Origin of the sequence: Thiohalocapsa halophila (genome assembly GCF_016583825.1) — a bacterium.
Classification (GTDB): domain Bacteria; phylum Pseudomonadota; class Gammaproteobacteria; order Chromatiales; family Chromatiaceae; genus Thiohalocapsa; species Thiohalocapsa halophila.
This window is the reverse complement of sequence record NZ_NRRV01000016.1, coordinates 14760-33256: the sequence shown is the minus strand read 5'-3', so window position 1 is coordinate 33256 and position 18497 is coordinate 14760. Positions and strand designations below refer to the sequence as shown.

The window sequence follows — 18497 nt, the reverse complement described above, 5'->3', positions numbered from 1 at the left end:
TCAAGCATGGGTCGCTGCCCGGCGATGCCACGCCCCGGGGCAGCCCTCGAAATCCAGGTCGGGCGGCGGCTTCACCCCCCCGTGGCGTTCATGTGCCGAAAGATGATTGGCTGCTCCGTCAGCTCGAAGTCGTGGCCGCGGGGCTTGATGGACATGGCCTGGCGGATGGACTGCTTCACCCGCTCGTCGTCGGTGGGGTTGGCCCGCAGCGCCCGGCGCAGGTCGGTGGAGAATTCCTGGCCCAGGCAGAGCAGCAGCCGGCCCTCGGCGGTGACGCGTACGCGGTTGCAGTCGCCGCAGAAGTTGTGGCTGTGCGGCGAGATGAAGCCGACGCGGTTGTCGCTGCCGGCGATGCGCCAGTAGCGCGACGGGCCGCCGGTGGTCTCGGTGGTGGGGAGCAGCTCAAAGCGCTCGGCGAGGTCCCGGCGGATCTCGTCGCTGGAGTAGAAGGCCTCGGCACGGTCGTGGTCGCCGATGACCCCGAGCGGCATCTCTTCGATAAAGCTCAGGTCCATGCCGCGGTCGAGCGCGAACTGCACCAGGTCGCAGACCTCGTCGTGGTTGCGGTGCTTGAGCACGACGCTGTTGAGCTTGACGCGCTGGAAGCCGGCCGCCAATGCCGCGTCGATACCGGCCAGGACCTTGTCCAGCTCGCCCTTGCGGGTGATGGCTTGGAAGCGCTCGGGCTTCAGCGAGTCCAAGCTGATATTGATGCGGGTGACGCCGGCATCCTTGAGTGCCCGGGCGTACTTGGGCAGCTGGGTGCCGTTGGTGGTAAGCGTCAGGTCCCGGATGCCGGGCAGGGCGCCCAGCTGCTCGAACAGCCAGACGACGTTGCGCCGCACCAGGGGCTCGCCGCCGGTGACGCGGAGCTTGGTGACGCCCAGCTCGCTGAAGCACCGGCCGAGCCGGGCGATCTCCTCCAGGGTGAGCACCTGCGCTCGCGGCAGGAAGGTCATGTCCTCGGCCATGCAGTAGACGCAGCGCAGATCGCAGCGGTCGGTGACGGAGAGGCGCACATAGGTGATGTGCCGGCCGAAGCGGTCGATGAGCTGGGATTGTTGTTCCGACATGGCCTGATGAGGACTGAAGTTTGAGTGGGCTCGGCATTGCGCTGCGCCCAGCTGGAAGTGTGACGCAGGTATGAATGGTAACCGTTTCGGACAACGGTGCGCTGGCTGCCTTCGCGTTCCCACAAACCTGGCATTTTTGGGGGTTTGCTGCCCGGTGCCCCGGCGTAGATCGGGCCGACGCTGGGAGGCCCGATGATCGACGCGCAGCGCCGGGATGGAGCGCACGCTTCGCCCTGCGTGCCCCGCTCGGGTCGGTATCCGGCCCCGCCCGCCGTTGCGCGAGCCCGATCCGCCGGGGCCGTCGCCTAGTCCTGCTCGCCGGGGCCCGGCGACTGGGTGCCGGTGTGGGGCTCCTCCAGCCGCGTGTAGAACGCGCTCTTGCCGGGGGCGTCCTTCTCCGGGTCGTACTGCATGGGCAGCTTGTGGGCGATGCCCTTGTGGCAGTCGATGCAGGTGAGCCCCGCGTCCTCGGCGTCCTGGTGGCCCTGGCTGGAGCGGTGCTCCTGCTTGGTGTAGTCCATGGAGTCGAAGTCGTGGCAGTTGCGGCATTCGCGGGAGTCGGTCTTCTTCATCTGGCTCCAGACGTTCTGCGCGAGCCGGAAGCGCTCGGCCTCGAACTTCTCCGGCGTGTCCACACTGCCCTTGAAATGGTGGTAGAGCTCCTTGGTGGCATGCACCTTGCGCACGACCTTGTGCACCCAGTCCTTCGGCACATGGCAGTCCGGGCAGGTGGCACGCACACCGGTGCGGTTGGTGTAGTGGATGGTGTCCGTGTACTCCTCGTAGACGTTCACCTCCATCTCGTGGCAGGAGATGCAGAACTCTTCGGTGTTCGTCGCCTCCATGGCGGTGTTGAAGCCGCCCCAGAAGATGATGCCGATGGTGACGCCGACGAGCAGGGTCCAGAAGGTTGCCTTGCGCGCATAGGACGAGCGGGTGCGGGAGGTCTTGGCTTTGGTGGTGTCGGACATGGCGTGCCCCATTCGTGATTAGGTGGCGGCGAGCGGACGCGGATGCCGCGCGGAGGTCGGGGTCGACGCCGGAAGGTCCGACGCCGCGCCCGCGACCGACGCGCATGTCGGGCTTCGCCGGCGCTCAGCCTGAGCGACCGCGTGTCGTCAGCGGCTCGGTAAGATGTTCTCCACCAGCGGCATCGCGCCGGCCTGCGGCGCGTGGCACTGGGTGCAGAAATAGCGCCTGGGGGCCACCTTCTCGGTACGCTTGCCGTCGCGGTCGAAGAAGTGGCTGTCGGCGATGACCGGGGCGTTGTTGGCCTCGAAGGTGGCCGGGCTGTGGCATTTGAGGCAGCCGTTCTGGCGCAGGTCGATGCTGTAGTTGTCGATGGGGTGGGGGATCATCGGCGGCTGCTCCTCCCAGGCCACGTCGAAGCCGCCGGGCACCGACAGGGTCTGCTTGTTCAGCACCGCGTCCGAGTCGTCGGTGACGGCATGGCCGCGCAGCGAGGACACCTCTTCTGCCGCACAGAGCGTGCTCGCGGCCAAGGCGACGGCGCCGAGCAGTGCGGCGGTGATTGATCGATTCATTGCTCCACCCTCTCTTCGTTGATCTTGCGCGCGCCCATGCTGTGGCGCGCCGGCCGTGTCAGGCGCTGCCGTGCCCCTAATGCCGTCGCGCAGGGTGGACAAGCGAAGCGCAGTCCACCGCGAGTGGGTGGATTTCGCTGCGCTCATCCACCCTACGGCGGTCGTCATGCCGAGCCCTCCTGCAAGCCGGCCGGCGTCTGCCGAGCCTCGGCCTCGCGGCGCAGATGGCCATCCGGGCCGACCCACCCGAGCGCCAGCCCGAACACCTCGCGGTCGCAGACCTCCACGCAACGCCCGCACTTGGTGCAGTCGATGCTGTCGATGACCGGGCCGTGGCCCGCCGCGGCCTTGAGCGCCGGCTTGATGACCTGGGGCTCCGGGCAGACCGTGAAGCAGTCCATGCAGTCGTCGCATCGGGCCCGGCGCGGAGCGGCGATGTGCACCGGCGCGGCGGCGCCGATGGCGGCATAGCAGGCGCCCATCGGGCACAGGTGCCCGCACCAGCCGCGGGGGACGACGAGCAGGTCGTAGAGAAACACGGCCGCGAGGATCAGCCAGGCGTAGCCGAGCCCGAAGATCAGGCCCCGGTGCAGCATGGACACGGGGTTCACGTACTCCCAGACCATGGCGCCGGTCACCAGCGGCAGCAGCAGCACCAGCCCCAGCAGCCACCAGCGCAGATTCCGGGAGATACGCCCGCCGGCGCGGATGCCGAGCCGGCGCCTGAGCCAGGCCGCAAAGTCCGTCACCAGGTTCACCGGGCAGACCCAGGAGCAGAACACCCGCCCGCCGAGCACGGCATAGAACACCAGCACCAGAGCGGCACCGACGAAGCCCGTCAGCGCCGGCCAGGCACCTGTGAGCATGGACTGCACAAGCAGCAGCGGGTCCGTCAGCGGCAGGATGTCCAGCGTCATGCTGGAGGACAGATTCCCCGCGGCGAACATCCCGCCGAACAGCGGCGGCAGCATGAACATGGCCAGGATGCCCAGCTGGTTGAAGCGCCGCAGCACGAGCCAGCGGTGGCGGTGGAGCCAGGGCCGGGATGGACTGCTTGCTTTGGTGCCTTGCTCGCTCATGAGCGGGATGAGAAGTTTGAAGTTTGAAGTTTGAAGTTTGAAAGAATCCGCATGTCCATCAGCGCGCTGCTGCCCTTACCTAATCAACATTGCCAGTGTGTTACAGAAGACCTGAGAGAAGCGCTGCCCAAGTTCATCCCGAGAACTCGCGCCCCTTTCACACTTCAAACTTCTCACTTCAAACTTCGTCATAAAGCCCCTCCGCCATTCAGCGTATCCAACGGGTTGTCCGAGAAGGGCGCGTCGTCCGGCGCCTCGATCAACCCCTCTCCGCCGTGGTCATAGCGCATGCCTTCGGGCAGGTTGTAGCGGTGCTCGGCGTCCGGGGTGACCAGGGCGCCGCCGGCGCGCTGTTGCTCGTCCCAGCCGAGTCGGTAGTGCTCGCCGAGCTTGCCCTGGATCAGATGCCGCGGCAGCACCTTGATGGCGGCCTCCTCCAGGATGCAGGCCTCCTCGCACTTGCCGCAGCCGGTGCAGCGGTCCGAGTGCACCACCGGAATGAACAGTGCATGCTTGCCGGAGCGGGTGTTGCGCCGGTACTCCAGCGTGATGGCCTCGCCGCGGATGGGGCAGATGTTGAAGCAGACCTCGCAGCGCAGGCCCTGGAAGGCGATGCAGGCCTCCTGATCGCTGACCACCGCCAGGCCCATGTCGGCATCGTTGATGTCCGTGAGGCCATGGTCCAGCGCCTGCGTCGGGCAGGCCTTGACGCAGGGGATGTCCTCGCACATCTCGCAGCCGGCCTCGCGGGCGACGAAATAGGGCGTGCCCGTGGGGATGTCCTGCCCGAGCCGGGCGAGGTGCAGCATGTCGAAGGGGCAATCGCGCACGCACAGCCCGCAGCGGATGCAGGCACCGTCGAAGTCGGCCTCCGGCAAGGCCCCCGGCGGGCGCAGCGCCCAGGCCGGCAGACTCGCCGCGCGCCGGCTGTAGAGTCCCAGCCCGAGGCCCATGAGGCCCACGCCGGCGGCGGTGCGGGCGAGGCCCGTTAGGAAGTCGCGGCGGTGCATGGGTTTCGATGGTTTAGCTGGCATGCGGGTGCGTCATTGAGTACGGGGTACCAAGTACGAAGTACGAAGTACGGGGTGCCAATTGGTCTCGCATCTCGAATGGGAGGTGCCTTGCATGTGGCCTCCAGATTGGCGACAGCACCTGATGTACTGACGAGCGCAATCGTACTCCGTACTCCGTACTCCGTACGCCGTACTCCGTACTCCGTACTCCGTACTCCGTACTTCCGTCACACCCGCTCCACCCGACAAGCACACTTCTTATAGTCCGTCTCTTTCGAGAGCGGATCGGTCGCATCCAGCGTCAGCTTGTTCACCAGCCGGTTGGCGTCGAACCAGGGCACGAAGACCAGGCCGTTCGGGGGCCGATTGCGCCCGCGGGTCTCGACGCGGGCCTTGATCTGCCCGCGCCGGGTCTTGATGAGCGCCATCTGGCCGTCGCGCAGGCGCCGAGACTTGGCGTCGTCCTTGCTCATGTAGATCACGGCGTCCGGCACGGCGCGGTAGAGCTCCGGCACCCGGCGGGTCATGGAGCCCGAGTGCCAGTGCTCCAGAACGCGGCCGGTGCAGAGCCAGAGGTCGAATTCCTCGTCCGGACTCTCCGCGGCGGGCTCGTAGGGCGCGAAGATGATGTTGGCGCGGCCGTTGGCGTTGCCGTAGAAGTAGACATCACCCTTCTCGACATCCGGGTTGAAGGCGGCCACGTGCGGGTCATAGCCTTCGCGGAAGCGCCACAGCGTCTCCTTGCCGTCGATGACCGGCCAGCGCAGGCCGCGGGACTCGTGGTACGCCTGAAACTCGGCCATCTCATGGCCCTTTTTGATGATATCGGGGCCCGAATTGAACTTCCGGTACTCCTCGAACAGGCCTTTCTGCACGTAATAGCCGAAGTCCCGGCTCTCGTGATTGCGGTATTCGTTGCCGCGCGCGTCGGTAATCTTGCCCTCGAAGGGATACTTGTCCACCTCACCATTGGTGAAGAGGATCTCGTAGAGGCTCTTGCCGGCGTACTCGGGGGCCTTTTCGATCAATTCCGGCGGCCAGACGTCCTCCACTTTGAAGCGCTTGCTGAATTCCATGATCTGCCAGAGATCGGACTTGGACTCGCCGGGGGCGTCGGTCTGCTCGCGCCAGAACTGGGTGCGGCGCTCGGCGTTGCCGTAGGCGCCTTCCTTCTCTACCCACATGGACGTCGGCAGCACCAGGTCCGCCGCCTGGGCGGAGACCGTCGGATAGGGGTCCGAGACGGTGACGAACACGTCCGGATTGCGCCAGCCGGGATAGGATTCCTCGTTGAGGTTGGCGGCGGCCTGCATGTTGTTGTTGCACATCTGCCAGTAACAGTTCATCAGGCCGTCTTTCATCATCCGGTGCATCAGCACCGCGTGATAGCCCACCTTGCCGTTCAGCGTGCCCTCGGGCAGCTGCCAGACCTGCTCCGAGAAGGCGCGGTGCTCGGGCTTCTTGACGACCAGGTCCGCCGGCAGCCGGTGGGCGAAGGTGCCCACCTCCCGCGCCGTGCCGCAGGCGGACGGCTGCCCGGTGAGCGAGAAGGGGCTGTTGCCGGGCTCGCTGATCTTGCCCATCAGCAGGTGCACGTTGTAGCAGCTGCCGTTCACCCAGACGCCGCGGGTGTGCTGGTTGAAGCCCATGGTCCAAAAGCTTGAGACCTTCTTGTTCGGGTCCGCGTAGGCCTTGGCCAGGCGCAGCAGGTTATCTTTCGGCACGCCGGAGAGCTCGGACACGTACTCAAGCGTGTAGGGCGCCACCTGCTTGGCGAATGCCTCGAAGCTCGAGGGCTTTTTGGCGCCGACGCCGGCGTTGGCCGCCTGCTGCTCCAGCGGATGCTCCGGGCGCAGGCCATAGCCGATGTCCGTGGTGGCCGTCTCGAACTGGACATGCTTGTCGATGAAGGCCTTATCGTAGGCCTCGGTCTGAATGATGTAGTTCGCGATGTAATTGAGAATCGCGAGGTCCGTCTGCGGCGCGAAGATGATCGGGTTGTCGGCCAGCTCGTAGCAGCGGTGCTGGAAGGTGCTCAGCACATGCACCTCGCAGCCGGGCTTGGAGAGCCTGGTGTCCGTGAGCCGCGACCACAGAATCGGGTGCATCTCCGCCATGTTCGCGCCCCAGAGCACGAAGACATCGGCGTGCTCCAGGTCGTCATAGCAGCCCATGGGCTCGTCGATGCCGAAGGCGCGGATGAAGGCGCCCACGGCGCTCGCCATGCAGTGCCGCGCATTCGGGTCCAGGTTGTTGGAGCGCATGCCCGCCTTGAGCAGCTTGCTCGCCGCATAGCCCTCCCAGACCGTCCATTGGCCCGAGCCGAACAGGCCGACGCGGGAGGTCATCTCGTCCACGGACTTGCCCTTGTTCTCGTCCATGCTCTGCTTCAGGGCCTTCTTCCAGTGCTCGGCCATGACGTCGAAGGCCTCGTCCCAGGAGACGGCCTCGAAGTCGCCGTCCTTGTCGTACCGGCCGTTCCATTTGCGCAGCAGCGGGCGGGTGAGCCGGTCCCGCCCGTAGAGGATCTTCGGCAGGAAGTAGCCCTTGATGCAGTTGAGGCCGCGGTTCACCGGCGCGTCCGGGTCGCCCTGGCTGGCGATGACCTTGCCGTCCTTGCTGCCCACCAGCACCGAGCAGCCGGTGCCGCAGAAGCGGCAGGGTGCCTTGTCCCAGCGGATGTTCGGGTCGGCGGCTTGGTCCTGTGCTTGCGCGAGTAGGCTCGTCGGCAGCGTGACACCGGCCACGGAGGCGGCGGCGATGGCGGCCTGGGACTTGATGAAGTCGCGGCGGGAAATGTCCCGGGTGTCGGTCACGGCGGTCTCCTCCGGAAGGGGGTCGCGAGTGGTGATGGCGTTGTTCGCGCAGATGGCCAGGCGGGTCGCCCGTCAGGCGGCCGGGTGGGCGGCGTCGTCACCGCCGTAGTGGTAGATGAGCACGGCGTTGATGACGCCGGGCACCCGGGTCAGGGCGCCCAGGGTGTCCGCGGCCAGGCTGTCGCCGGCGTCCTCGATGGTGACCACCAGCTTGTCCGCCTCCATACCGGCGTGCACCTCCACCCCCGGCAGCGCCGCCAGCCGCGGTGCCACCTCGGCACCGGTGTCCGGGTGGGTATGGACCACGCAGCTGCAGATGTTCATGGGCGGACTCCGGGCTCGGGTGGATGCGGGGCGCGTTGGCTGGCTGCGTACGCTACGCCCATGCGGCCGCGATTGTTCTTGAGCCGTCTCAAGATTCGTTGCCGGGCATACACTTGCTTGACTAATATCAATGGGCATTGATGCCCGGTTTGGTCGTTGTACTTGCCTGGCGCCTACCCATTGCTCGCGATTCGGTGCGCCAGGGGCGCTGTCGCCCTCGGTCCTTCCCCGGCGAGCACACGCAGTCGTTTCAGAGAAGGGATGCGGATCTGACGGCGGTCCACGCTCACCAGCCCGCGGTGCGCCAGGCCGTGCAGCTCTCGGGAGAAGGTCTCCGCGGACAGATTCAGGCTGGAGGCGACGACGGTCTTGGCCGCCGGCAGGGTGACGGTGGCGGCGTCCGGCGCGTCGGCGTCGGTCACTGCCTCACGCAGCAGATAGCCGGCCAGCCGCTGCGTGGCCGAGTGCAGGCAACAGGCCTCCAGGTCATGGGTGAGGCGCTGGTTGCGCTCGGCCACCAGCGTCAGCATGGCCAAGCCGACCGCGGGCCAGCGCTCCATGGCCTCGCGCACCCGCGCCAGCTCGACGAACAGCAGCCGGCTGTTGGTGAGCGCCTGGGCATAGAGCGGGCAGGGGCGGCCCAGCAGCGCCGCGGACTCGGCGAAGGTCCGCCCGGGCAGCACGATGTCCAGGACCCGCTCCGCGCCGTCCGCCGACAGCACCGCGAGCTTCACCCGGCCATCCAGCAGTACGAAGAATCCGGTCAGGGTCTCGCCCTTCTCGTACAGCAGCTGGTCTCGGGCCGCAGTGCGGCGGTGGCAGCCGCCGGCGATGAAGCGGGCGGCCTCCGTAGGCAGATCGGGAAAGCCGGGCGCCTGGGTCAGCAGGCCGAGGCAGGTCTTCTCGCGGTCTTCGGTGTTCACGTGCAGGCTCAGTGGCGTCGCCGATATCACCCCGCCATCCGCGGGTGATTGCTTGATATTGCGCAAGCCTAGGCCCCCGCGCGCTGCCGGCAAGGCGTCAAAAGCCCGAGCGGCACACCCTGGATTACCCCCTTGGTGGTAGCCGGAGTAAGCACATAAGCAGCTGTGCAAAAAGAGCTTTCTTGGCCGGGCGGCGAGCCGTGTCCGGTTCGCAGGTATGGCGGGGGTATTTGGGGGTAGCTCCCAGTTTCCAGCGGTCGGGGCCCGGTCGCAGCGATGCGATTGCGGATCGGTGCTATGGTCACCGGAGCTTTGGCTCGCCACCGTCCGCGTCCAGGCGGCGTCCACCGCCATGCCCAAGAGTCTTGCCGTGCCCCAGCGCCGCTCCATCGTCGTCGTCGTCGGCCTGTTGATGACGGCCGTGGTGGGGCTCGGCGTCACCAGCATGGTGGGCTCCATGGTCATCGCCCAGATCAACCGTGGCATGGCGGCGGCGGTGAACCAATCCGGCACGCTGCGCATGCAGTCCTACCGCATCGCCACGGCGCTGACGGATACCAGCGTACCCCTGGCCGAGCGCCAGCAGCGGGCGGCGCGCTTGGCGGACGAGTACGAGCAGCGCCTCACCAGCCATCGGCTCACCGATGCCCTGCCGGGTGCCGCCAACGACTCGGTGCGCCTGGCCTATGAGCGGGTGCGCTGGCGCTGGGTCCACGACATGCGCCGCGCCGTGGCGAGCTTCGCGGCGGCCAACGGCGCAGCCGCGGCGGCGTCGGGCCGGGCGGACTACCTGGCGCAGGTGGACGACTTCGTCGCAGACATCCACGGCCTGGTGCGAGTGCTGGAGGAGCGCGCCGAGCGGCGCATCGAGCTGCTGCGCTGGATGCAGATCGTCGCGTTGGCGCTCACCGTCATCGCCGTGCTGGTGACCCTGGTGATCGTCCAACGTCGTGTCGTGACCCCGCTCGGCGAGCTGCTGCGCTGCGCCGATCGGGTGCGCCGGGGCGACTTCTCGGCGCAGGTCAGCGTCACCGGCACCGACGAGCTCGGCCGGCTCGGCGCGGCCATGAATCTGATGACCGACGGGCTCTCGCGCATCTACGAGGAGCTGGAAGAGCGCGTCGCCGCCAAGACCCGCGACCTGGCGCGCACCAACCACTCCCTGGAGCTGCTCTATCGCACCAGCCGCACCCTGGACGAGGCGCCGATCTCCGAGGAGCTGCTGCGCCGGGTGCTGCTGGACGTGCGCGCCCAGCTCGGCCTCGCCGAGGTGGTACTCTGCCTGCGCCATGTCCCCGAAGGCCTCGATTGCGGTTGCATCGGTACCGGGGCCCTCGGCGCGGGCGCACCGGCGATCGCCACCCTGGGCCCTGCGGATTGCCGGCTCTGCGGCGGTGCGCTGGCCGCAAACGTCCGACCACCGTCGCCGGCAACGGCGGAGGGTCGCCGGCACCGGCTGCTGGAGCTCCCGGTGGGCGACGCCGAGCAGCGCTTGGGCTTGCTGCGGGTACTACCGTCGCCGGGGCGGCGGCTGGAGTCCTGGCAGCAGCCGCTGCTGGAGTCCCTCGCCGCACACCTGGCCACGGCGCTGGCGCTGCGGGCGCGCATGCGCGAGAGCCGCCGGCTGGTGTTGCACGAGGAGCGCAGCATCCTCGCCCGGGAGCTGCACGACTCCTTGGCGCAGTCGCTCTCCTACCTCAAGATTCAGGCGGCGCGACTAGATGCCGCGCTGCGCGCCGCAGAGGCGTCTGCCACACCGGCCCAGCCGTCAGCGCCCGGCGAGCGCGGCGCCGCCGCGACGGGGCAGCGCCGCGCCAAGGCCACGCCGGCGGACATCCTGGCGGAGATGCGCACCGGCATCGCCAGCGCCTACCGGCAGTTGCGGGAGCTGTTGACGACCTTCCGGCTGCGCATGGACGGCGCCGGCCTCGGCAGCGCGCTGGCGGACACGGTGCGGGAGTTCGAGCACCGCGGGAGTTTACGCATGCGGCTACGGGATCGGCTGCCGCCCGGGCTGCTTGGCGCCAACGAGGAGGTGCACGTGCTGCAGATCGTGCGCGAGGCCCTGTCCAATGTCGTGCGCCACGCCGGCGCCGGGGATTGCTGGGTGATCATCGGCCAGGCCGGCGGGAGCGTGCAGGTCGTCGTCGGGGACGACGGCGTCGGCTATCCGGCGTCCCACGCGCCGCCATCCGAGGCACTGCGGACCGCCGCGCTGCATCACGGGACCACCATCATGCGCGAGCGTGCGCAAAGCCTCGACGGTGCGCTTGACATCCAGGTCCGTGCCGGCGGCGGCACCCGCGTCGTGCTGTGCTTTCGGCCGCGGGCGCTGAGCAGTGGCGGCGAGCCCACGCCGGCGCTGTCCGCCGGGGCCGCATCCGACGGCGCTACCGAGCAGCCTGCTGCGAAGACCGGAGAGCCCGCGTGACCGACGCCCTGGACACCCGTGTGCTGGTCATCGACGACCACCCGCTGTTCCGCAAGGGCGTGGCCGACCTGCTGGACATGGAGCCGGCGCTGACACTGGTGGGGGAGGCCGCCGACGGCGCTACGGGCCTGCGTCTGGCCAGGGAGCTGACGCCGGACCTGATCCTGCTCGATCTGAACATGAAGGGCATGGACGGCATCGAGACCCTGCGCCGGCTGCGGGGCGATGACGCCCTGGAGGCGCGCATCGTCATGCTCACGGTGTCGGACCTGGAAGCGGACGTGGTGGCCGCCCTGCGCACCGGCGCCGACGGGTATTTGCTCAAGGACACCGAGCCCGAGGACATGCTGGCACTGCTGCAGGACGCCATGCACGGACGCCTGGTCATCAGCCCGCAGCTGACGGAGCTCATCGCCCGCGCCCTGCGCGAGTCACCGGCCGACCAGCCCCTGCATCCGGACCAGGCGGGCCTGACGCCGCGCGAGCGCGAGATCCTGAACCTCATCGCCCGCGGCTTCAGCAACAAGCTCATCGCCCGCGAGCTCGACGTCGCCGTCGGCACGGTCAAGGTCCACGTCAAGCATCTGCTCAAGAAGCTCGGGCTCAAGACCCGGGTGGAGGCGGCGGTGTGGGCGGTGAATGCCGCTGATAGGGATCGCTGAGGGACCGTCAAAACAGCCAGGGTCCGGCGTAGGCCCGACGTTCAGGCGATGAAGCCGCGCCCGCGGCCGATGTCGGGCTTCGCTGGCGCTCAGCGCCGACCTACGCTGGACGCCGCCGTGGGCCGGGCCCAGATCAGTCCACCCTCCAGGCTGCGGGTATCCGCATGGTCGGAGTTACGATCAACGCCCCTACTGAGCTCTACCGCTGGCAAAATGCTCCTGAAAAGCTTCGCGTGCGTCAGAGATCAATAAGCGAAGCTGCGCATCCGGAGCACGGCGTACGCTGATACCCCAACGCTCCGCCTCGAGTGCCAGATTGTTCGCGGTCTGCTCTTCTGGGACGATGAGCTCCTTGGGGAACTGCTTCTTATGGCTATAGCCGTTGCTCAATAGACTCTCGGCTTCTGCCGGGGATAATTCGTTCGGCTCTGAAGGGACAAAGCTGCTATCCAGAATAAAGCCGCTTGCCGCGTCCATTAATGCTAAGGCATTAAAGTCGCCATCCCGATCAGTGATGAGGGGTGCGTCATTCAATTTGAAGACGATCCAGGTTTCATTAACCCGAAATTGATCTGGGTGAAGCACAGTATGCACCTGCTATGAGAGCGAAATTTGGCGCTTGCAATACATATCAGCACCAATATGAAAAACCGGACGGCGTTCATCCCGATGCCGACCACCTGGGCTGCTGGCTGCTTGATCAAGCCATGCTGGCCTGAGACGAGCAGGGGGGGAAACCCTGAGTAGGCGCTGATCACAGCTCTAACCAGCACGTCGGAGTGGACTCCGACGCCTTAGAGATTGGTGCCGTCTGTATCGTTATCCACCAATAGCAGTGGCTCTAGCTCATGCAACGCAGATACGAAGAGCTGTTTCCCGTAGAATGGGTCTGTGGGCTGCAAGGATCGTGAGATCGCATCAATCCATTCGCCAGCGTTCTTTAGTGGCATCATTGTCCATGGATGCTTGATCTGAAGCGTAATCGTATCGTCAGTCACTCTGCCTCCCGTGTCATCTTGTGTGCGAGTGGTTTACGGAATGATCGGTCTTGGGGTAACCGTTGTGAGTTAGCTCGCGCAAAGAGTGCGCTTATTTGGGCGCTGAAGAGTATAGCCCAGCTCGGCGTGCGCTATTGGGGGCGACGTGCTTCAATGGATGGGCAATCTGCGACGGCTAAATCGCGATGAGCTGGATGGTGAAGATGCGCGCGATGTTAGACGCTGCGAAGCTCCTGCGCGAGCATTGCGACACGATGGTCAGCCCACAGGCGGCTCGCCGGCGTGCTCGCCGATGAAGTCCCGGGCTGCATCGCGCAGCTGCACCGCCGCCTGCCAGTCGTCGCCGGCCGGCTCCAGCGGTGGGCCGATGGTCACCGCGACCCGCCCCCAGTGCGGGAAGAAGGTCTCGCCGGGGTAGAGGGGGCGGCTGCCGGCGATGGCCACCGGCAGCACGGGTACACCGGCGCCGGCGGCGGCGATGAAGGCGCCCATGCGGAACGGGAGCAGGCCCGGCTGGGCGCGGAAGGTTCCCTCGGCGAAGAAGCCGAGGGGGCGGCCGCGGGCCAGGATGGCTTGGAAGCGGCGCATCTCGTCGGCCCCGCGCAGCAGATCGAAACGCTCGACGAACAGGCTGTCCAGGCGCTGCATAGGCCAGCGGATGGCGGGGTTCTTGCGCAGGCGCTCGGCGGCGATGAAGACGACGGGGTGGCGGATCGGATCTATCGCCTGGATCAGCAGGCCCACGTCCAGATAGCTCTGGTGGTTGGAGACCAGCACGAAGGGCTGGCCCGGCGGCGGAATGTGCTCGCGGCCCCGCATGGCGATGGGCACCAGGCAGAGCCGGCGCAGCAGGCTCACGCCGGTGCGCGCGAGCCACCACCGCATCGCCAAGGTCGGTGCTGCGACCATGCCGAGCCAGCAGGGCGGTGCGAGGAGGGCGAAGAGCAACCAGGCGTAGCCCGCAAAAGCCAGGTCCGGCAGCCGCCGGGCGAAGCGCAGGGCCTGGTTACGGAGGCCGGCGGCGCCCACCCGGAGCAGCTGCCAGGCGGGCCTGGGTGTACCCGCGGTGAGCGTGCCGGCGACCCAGCGCTCCCGGGCGCTGCCGCGGCGGAGCTTGCCGCTGGAGGTCTTGGGGATGGCCCGCGGCGGGGCGAGCAGGATCTCCTCCGGCGGCAGGCCGAGCACCTCGCTGGCGCGCTCGCGCACCCGGCGCTGCAGCGCGGCGCGCTTGGTCGGGTCGCGCTCGCGGGTCTCAGCCACCAGCACTAGCCGCTCGCTGCCGCGCTGCGGATCGGGCGCTGCGAAGGCGACGACGCAGCCCTTGCGCACGCCGGGCAGCTCGCCGATGGCCTGCTCCAGCTCGTAGGGGTAGAGATTGCGGCCGCCGCGGATGATCATGTCCTTGACCCGGCCGGTGAGGTGCAGCTCGCCGTCTGCGATGTAGCCGCGGTCGCCGGTGTCGTGCCAGCGCTCGACCTCCTGGCCACTTCCTTGCCCGCGCCCCTGCTCGGCATCGACCACGTGAATCAGGCTCGCGGTGGCTTCGGGGTTGTGGAAGTAGCCCTGGGTGGCGGACGGCCCCTGGAACCAGACTCGGCCCTCCCGGCGCTCCGGTAATGCGCGGCCCTGGCCGTCGACGATGCGCAGCCGATAGCCCGGCAGCGCCCGCCCGCAGCTCACCACGGGCTTGGCGGCCGGAGCGTCGCAGGGCACCGGCAGCGCGCGGCCGGCCGTGGCGAAGCGCTCGCGGTCGATGCAGTCGATGGCGGGCCCGCGGGTGGCGGGCGGAAAGGTGAGGCCGACGGCGGCCTCGGCGAGGCCATAGACCGGCGCCAGGGCGTCGCGCCTCAGCCCGCAGTGGCCGAAGCGCTCGGCGAAGCGCGTCAGGGTCTCGGGGCTCACGGGCTCGGCGCCGTTCAGGGCGCGGCGCCAGCAGCTCAAGTCCAGGCCTTTGAGCTCGTCGTCATGGATGCGCTTCAGGCACAGCTCGTAGGCGAAGTTGGGCGCGGCCGACAGGGTGCCGCCGTGGCGGTGAATCGCCTGGAGCCACCGCAGCGGCCGCGCCAGGAAGGCGAGCGGTGACAGGGAGACCAGGGGCACGCCGAAGTAGAGGCTGCCGAGCCAGGCGCCGATGAGCCCCATGTCGTGGTACAGGGGCAGCCAGCTCACGAAGACGTCGTCCGGGCTCGCGGCAATGGCCTCGCACATGGCGCGGATGTTGGCCAGCAGATCGGCATGGGTCAGCACCACGCCCTTCGGTTGCCCGGTGCTGCCGGAGGTGTATTGCAGGAAGGCGATGTCCTCGGGGCGCCGTGGGACCGGCGCGGCGATGGGCGCGGCATCGGCCAGGTCCGCCGGCGTCAGCACCGCCCGCAGCGACGGCACCCAGGCCCGCAGCAGCCGCGCGACCATGCGCGCGGCGGGCACCGTCAGCAGCAGCACGGCCCTAGCGTTGGCGAGGATGCCGGCGTGGCGGCGGAGATGATCCTCCAACTGCTCTGCTCGCGCCGGCGGGTAGATGGGCACGGGCACGCCCCCGGCCAGCAGCACGCCGAAGAAGCCGGTGAAGTAGTCGATGCCCGTGGGCAGCATCAGCGCGACGCGCTGGCCGGGCGTCAGGCCCGCCGCCGGGTCGGCGCCAGCAGGGCCTCGTCCGGCAGCCGTCGGCCCAGGCCACGCTCGACGCGGGCGATGAGCTCCGAGCGCCCGAGGCTGTCGAGCCCCAGGTCCGCCTCCAGCCGGGTGTCCAGGGTGACGGCGTCCGCCGGCAGGTCGAGGCCGGAGTCCCGGGCCAGCTGCCGGAGGATGTCCAGCAGTTGGCCGGTGTCCTGCGCCGGCGTCGCCGGCGGCGTCCCGTCTGATTCCGCGCGTTGCGGGGCGCGGGCTGCCGTCCGGGGCCGGGTCGGTGCGGGCATCAGTGGGCGGGCTTGGCGCGCTCGGGCCGCGGGTGGCGGTAGAGCGCCTCGATGGCGGTGCCGAGCCTGCCCATGAGGGCGTCACGCTTGAGCTTCATGGTGGGCGTGAGGAGGCCGTTGTCGATGGTCCAGGGTGTGCGGGTCAGGTGCAGGCCGTGCACCTGGGCGTGATGCGGAAAGTCCCGCAGCCGGTCGTCCACTTTCGCCTGCGCGGCGGAGAGCACGAAGGGGTCTGCGAGGGCCGCCGGATCATCGGCGTCGTGCCCCAGCTTGGCCGCGAGCTGCCGCCAGGGCTTGTCGGCCAGCACCAGCACGGCGGTGAGATACGGGCGGCCTTCGCCCACGACCATGGCTTGGTCGAACAGCGGCTCCATGGTGAGCGCCGCCTCCATGTCCGTCGGCGGCACCTTCTCGCCCGTGGAGGTGACGATGATCTCCTTGAGCCGCCCGCGGATACGCACATAGCCTTCGGCGTCGATCTCGCCGACGTCGCCGGTGTGCAGCCAGCCGTCGGCATCGATGGCCGCCGCCGTGGCCTCGGGCTGGCCCCAGTAGCCCTTGGTGACATTGGGCCCGCGCACGAAGATCTCCTGCTGCGGGCCGAGCCGCAGCGCCACGCCGGGCAGCGGCAGGCCGACGCAGCCGGGGCGGAAGCGCTCCAGCTCCACGTTGGTCACCACGGGGCCCGCCTCCGTGAGGCCGTAGCCCTCGGTGAGCGGCAGGCCGAGGCCGACGAAGAACCTGGCCACGGTCGCGGACAGGGGCGCACCGCCGCTCACGGCCACCCGCAGGCGCCCGCCGAGGCGGTTCAATACCGGCGCCGCCACCAGCGGACGCAGGAGCGCCCAGAGCAGCCGCCCGAGCGGACCCGGGGGCCGCCGGCGGCCCTGCGCCGCCTGGAAGCGCCGCCAGCCAAGCGCCACGGTAGCGTCGAAGAGCAGGCGCTTGATGCCGAAGCGACCGAGCTTGTCCTGGATGGCGAGGTAGATCTTGTCGTACACCCGCGGCACCGAGAGCAGCACGGTCGGCTGCACGCTGAGCAGGTCCTCGCGCAACTGCTCGATGGAGCGGGCATAGGCCACGGCGCAGCCGGACATCATGGGCAGGTAGTAGCCCACGGTCCGCTCGAAGGCATGGGCCAGGGGTAGGAAGGACAAAAAGACATCCGTCGGCCGCGCGGGGATGCGCTGGAGGACGGCCTCGGCATTGGTGAGGATGTTGCGGTGCGAAAGCATCACGCCCTTGGGCGGACCCGTGGTGCCGGAGGTGTAGACCAGCGTGGCCGTGGCGTCGGGGTCCGCGTCGGCATGGTCGGGCGGGCCGTCGGCGGCGTCCACGGCGGTGGCGGCATAGGGTGCCGCGTCGCCGTCGGAGCGCTCCGGCAGCCAGTCATGGACGGCCTGCAAGCGAGGCTCCTGGCAGGACCCCGCGCGTTGGCGGCACAACACGCGCTTCAGCGCCGGCAGCGGGGTGCCGTGCTCCAGCAGGGCCGTCCATTGCTCGTCGCGGTCAAGCAACAGCAGCCGCGCGCCGGAGTCGGCGAGGATGTGCGCCATATTGCCCGGGCTGTCGGTGGTGTAGAGGGGGACGGTCACCAGCCCCAGCGCCAGCGCCGCCTGATCGAAGCACACCCAGTCGACGCCGTTCGGGATGCTCAGGGCGACGCGCTCTCCGGGCGCCAGATGCTCGCCGGCAAGGCCGGTGCGCCAGCGCGACACCGCCCGCGCCATGGCCGCCCAACTGTGATCGCGCCAGGCACCATCTGCAAACTCGCGATAGGCCGTGGCGTTGGGGGTGCGGTCGACGCGCTGCGCGAAGAGGCCGGCGAGGGTGCGCGCGGTATCCGCCGGGATGGGCCGGTGGGGTGGGCTCGTCGTCGCCGGCCGAAGCGCGGCGGCCGCACCCGCATCCCCGACCGCCGGGGCGTCGTCCGCTGCACCGAACCGGACTTCCAGGACCGTCGTCTTCACCGCGACCTCCGCGTGCCGCGCCGCGGATCGGGCGGGCCACCCGAGCTGCGCGGCAGGATTCACACCTGATTGGAGTATAGGACGCGGCCCGGCGGCGACGGGCCGGCGGCGGGTCTTGCCGAGCGGGTCGCAGCCGGCGCTCGACGCGCGGTCACTGTGAGCGGCGGAATGGTCGGTCGGCCGCGGTCTCGGGGCGAGCCGGTGGCGGCGGGCGCAGTCCGCGGGGACGGACCGGTCGTCGGGCGGTCAATGATGGGGATTGGCGGGCGCGCCGGTCTGCTCGATGCGGCGCATCAGGGCGTCCAGCTCCTGCGCCTTGGCTGGGTTTAGACGCTTGGCTTCGGCGAAGGCGGCCTTGGCCGGACCGCTCTGGCCGCCGTGCAGGTAGGCCATGCCGATGCCGATGAAGGCGGCGGCGTTCTCGTCGTCGATGGCGATGGCCTGCTGGAATTGGTCGATGGCTTCGGTATAGCGCTGACCCAGCAGATAGGCGCCGCCGAGGCGGGTATGGGCGACGGTGGAGCTCGGGTCGGCCGCGACGGCCTGATGCAGTGTGGCGATGGCGGCGTCGACATCCTGCTCGGCGAGCTGGCTCTCACCGCGGCTGATGAGCTCGGCTGTGGTGGCGGCCTCGGCCTCTGCGGCCAAGGCCGCCGTGAGCAAGGCGACGGTGAGGGCCGTGACGATTCTCAGTGTACTTAGCATCTTGTCCTCCGGATGGCGAGGATTGGGGCTTGCCCGTGGGAGCG

15 protein-coding genes are annotated in these 18497 nt (G+C 68.7%); 2 read left to right on the top strand and 13 right to left on the bottom strand.

Annotated features, from left to right (window positions below):
* Positions 1-71 precede the first annotated feature (71 nt).
* From moaA to CKO31_RS08685, 8 genes are all read right to left on the bottom strand, one after another.
* Positions 72-1073 (bottom strand): GTP 3',8-cyclase MoaA, encoded by a 1002-nt coding sequence (moaA, locus tag CKO31_RS08720; protein ID WP_200235991.1) that lies wholly within the window; start codon positions 1071-1073, stop codon positions 72-74.
* Positions 1074-1378: 305 nt separating this feature from the next.
* Positions 1379-2044 (bottom strand): NapC/NirT family cytochrome c, encoded by a 666-nt coding sequence (locus tag CKO31_RS08715; RefSeq protein WP_200235990.1) that lies wholly within the window; start codon positions 2042-2044, stop codon positions 1379-1381.
* Positions 2045-2191: 147 nt separating this feature from the next.
* Positions 2192-2617, bottom strand: coding sequence for a nitrate reductase cytochrome c-type subunit (locus CKO31_RS08710; RefSeq protein WP_200235988.1), 426 nt, complete (start codon positions 2615-2617; stop codon positions 2192-2194).
* 164 nt (positions 2618-2781) lie between these two features.
* Positions 2782-3696 carry a quinol dehydrogenase ferredoxin subunit NapH gene (gene napH, locus CKO31_RS08705; protein ID WP_200235986.1) on the bottom strand — a complete coding sequence of 305 codons (915 nt, stop codon included), beginning with the start codon at positions 3694-3696 and terminating at the stop codon, positions 2782-2784.
* Between the two features lie 188 nt (positions 3697-3884).
* Positions 3885-4706 carry a ferredoxin-type protein NapG gene (gene napG, locus CKO31_RS08700; RefSeq protein ID WP_242475249.1) on the bottom strand — a complete coding sequence of 274 codons (822 nt, stop codon included), beginning with the start codon at positions 4704-4706 and terminating at the stop codon, positions 3885-3887.
* A gap of 230 nt (positions 4707-4936) precedes the next feature.
* Positions 4937-7525, bottom strand: a complete 2589-nt coding sequence (gene napA, locus CKO31_RS08695) for a nitrate reductase catalytic subunit NapA (RefSeq protein WP_322789117.1) — start codon at positions 7523-7525, stop codon at positions 4937-4939.
* A gap of 72 nt (positions 7526-7597) precedes the next feature.
* Entirely contained in the window at positions 7598-7849 is a 252-nt protein-coding gene (locus CKO31_RS08690) for a chaperone NapD (RefSeq protein ID WP_200235982.1), read from the bottom strand.
* A 173-nt stretch (positions 7850-8022) separates the two neighbouring features.
* Complete coding sequence (locus tag CKO31_RS08685) at positions 8023-8772, bottom strand: Crp/Fnr family transcriptional regulator (protein WP_200235980.1); 750 nt, start codon at positions 8770-8772, stop codon at positions 8023-8025.
* Between the two features lie 352 nt (positions 8773-9124).
* On the opposite strand from CKO31_RS08685, the gene CKO31_RS08680 reads away from it, so the two are divergent.
* The gene (locus CKO31_RS08680; RefSeq protein WP_200235978.1) at positions 9125-11203 is read left to right on the top strand and encodes a type IV pili methyl-accepting chemotaxis transducer N-terminal domain-containing protein; all 2079 of its coding nucleotides are present in this window, start codon (positions 9125-9127) and stop codon (positions 11201-11203) included.
* On the top strand, positions 11200-11865 hold the full coding sequence (gene narL, locus CKO31_RS08675) for a two-component system response regulator NarL (protein ID WP_200235976.1): 666 nt from the start codon (positions 11200-11202) through the stop codon (positions 11863-11865). Before CKO31_RS08680 ends, narL begins: the two co-directional genes overlap by 4 nt.
* Before the next feature lie 189 nt (positions 11866-12054).
* On the opposite strand, the gene CKO31_RS08670 is transcribed toward narL, so the two are convergent.
* From CKO31_RS08670 to CKO31_RS08655, 5 genes are all read right to left on the bottom strand, one after another.
* A complete protein-coding gene (locus CKO31_RS08670; RefSeq protein ID WP_200235974.1) occupies positions 12055-12450 on the bottom strand; it encodes a hypothetical protein in 396 nt (131 codons plus the stop codon).
* Positions 12451-13121: 671 nt separating this feature from the next.
* Positions 13122-15455 carry an AMP-binding protein gene (locus tag CKO31_RS08665; protein ID WP_242475247.1) on the bottom strand — a complete coding sequence of 778 codons (2334 nt, stop codon included), beginning with the start codon at positions 15453-15455 and terminating at the stop codon, positions 13122-13124.
* Between the two features lie 23 nt (positions 15456-15478).
* Positions 15479-15778, bottom strand: a complete 300-nt coding sequence (locus CKO31_RS26770) for an acyl carrier protein (RefSeq protein WP_242475246.1) — start codon at positions 15776-15778, stop codon at positions 15479-15481.
* Positions 15778-17748: an AMP-dependent synthetase/ligase gene (locus CKO31_RS08660; protein ID WP_322789116.1), complete on the bottom strand. Its 1971-nt coding sequence runs from the start codon at positions 17746-17748 to the stop codon at positions 15778-15780. Before CKO31_RS08660 ends, CKO31_RS26770 begins: the two co-directional genes overlap by 1 nt.
* A 246-nt stretch (positions 17749-17994) precedes the next feature.
* Complete coding sequence (locus CKO31_RS08655) at positions 17995-18453, bottom strand: tetratricopeptide repeat protein (protein ID WP_200235972.1); 459 nt, start codon at positions 18451-18453, stop codon at positions 17995-17997.
* Between the last annotated feature and the right edge of the window lie 44 nt (positions 18454-18497).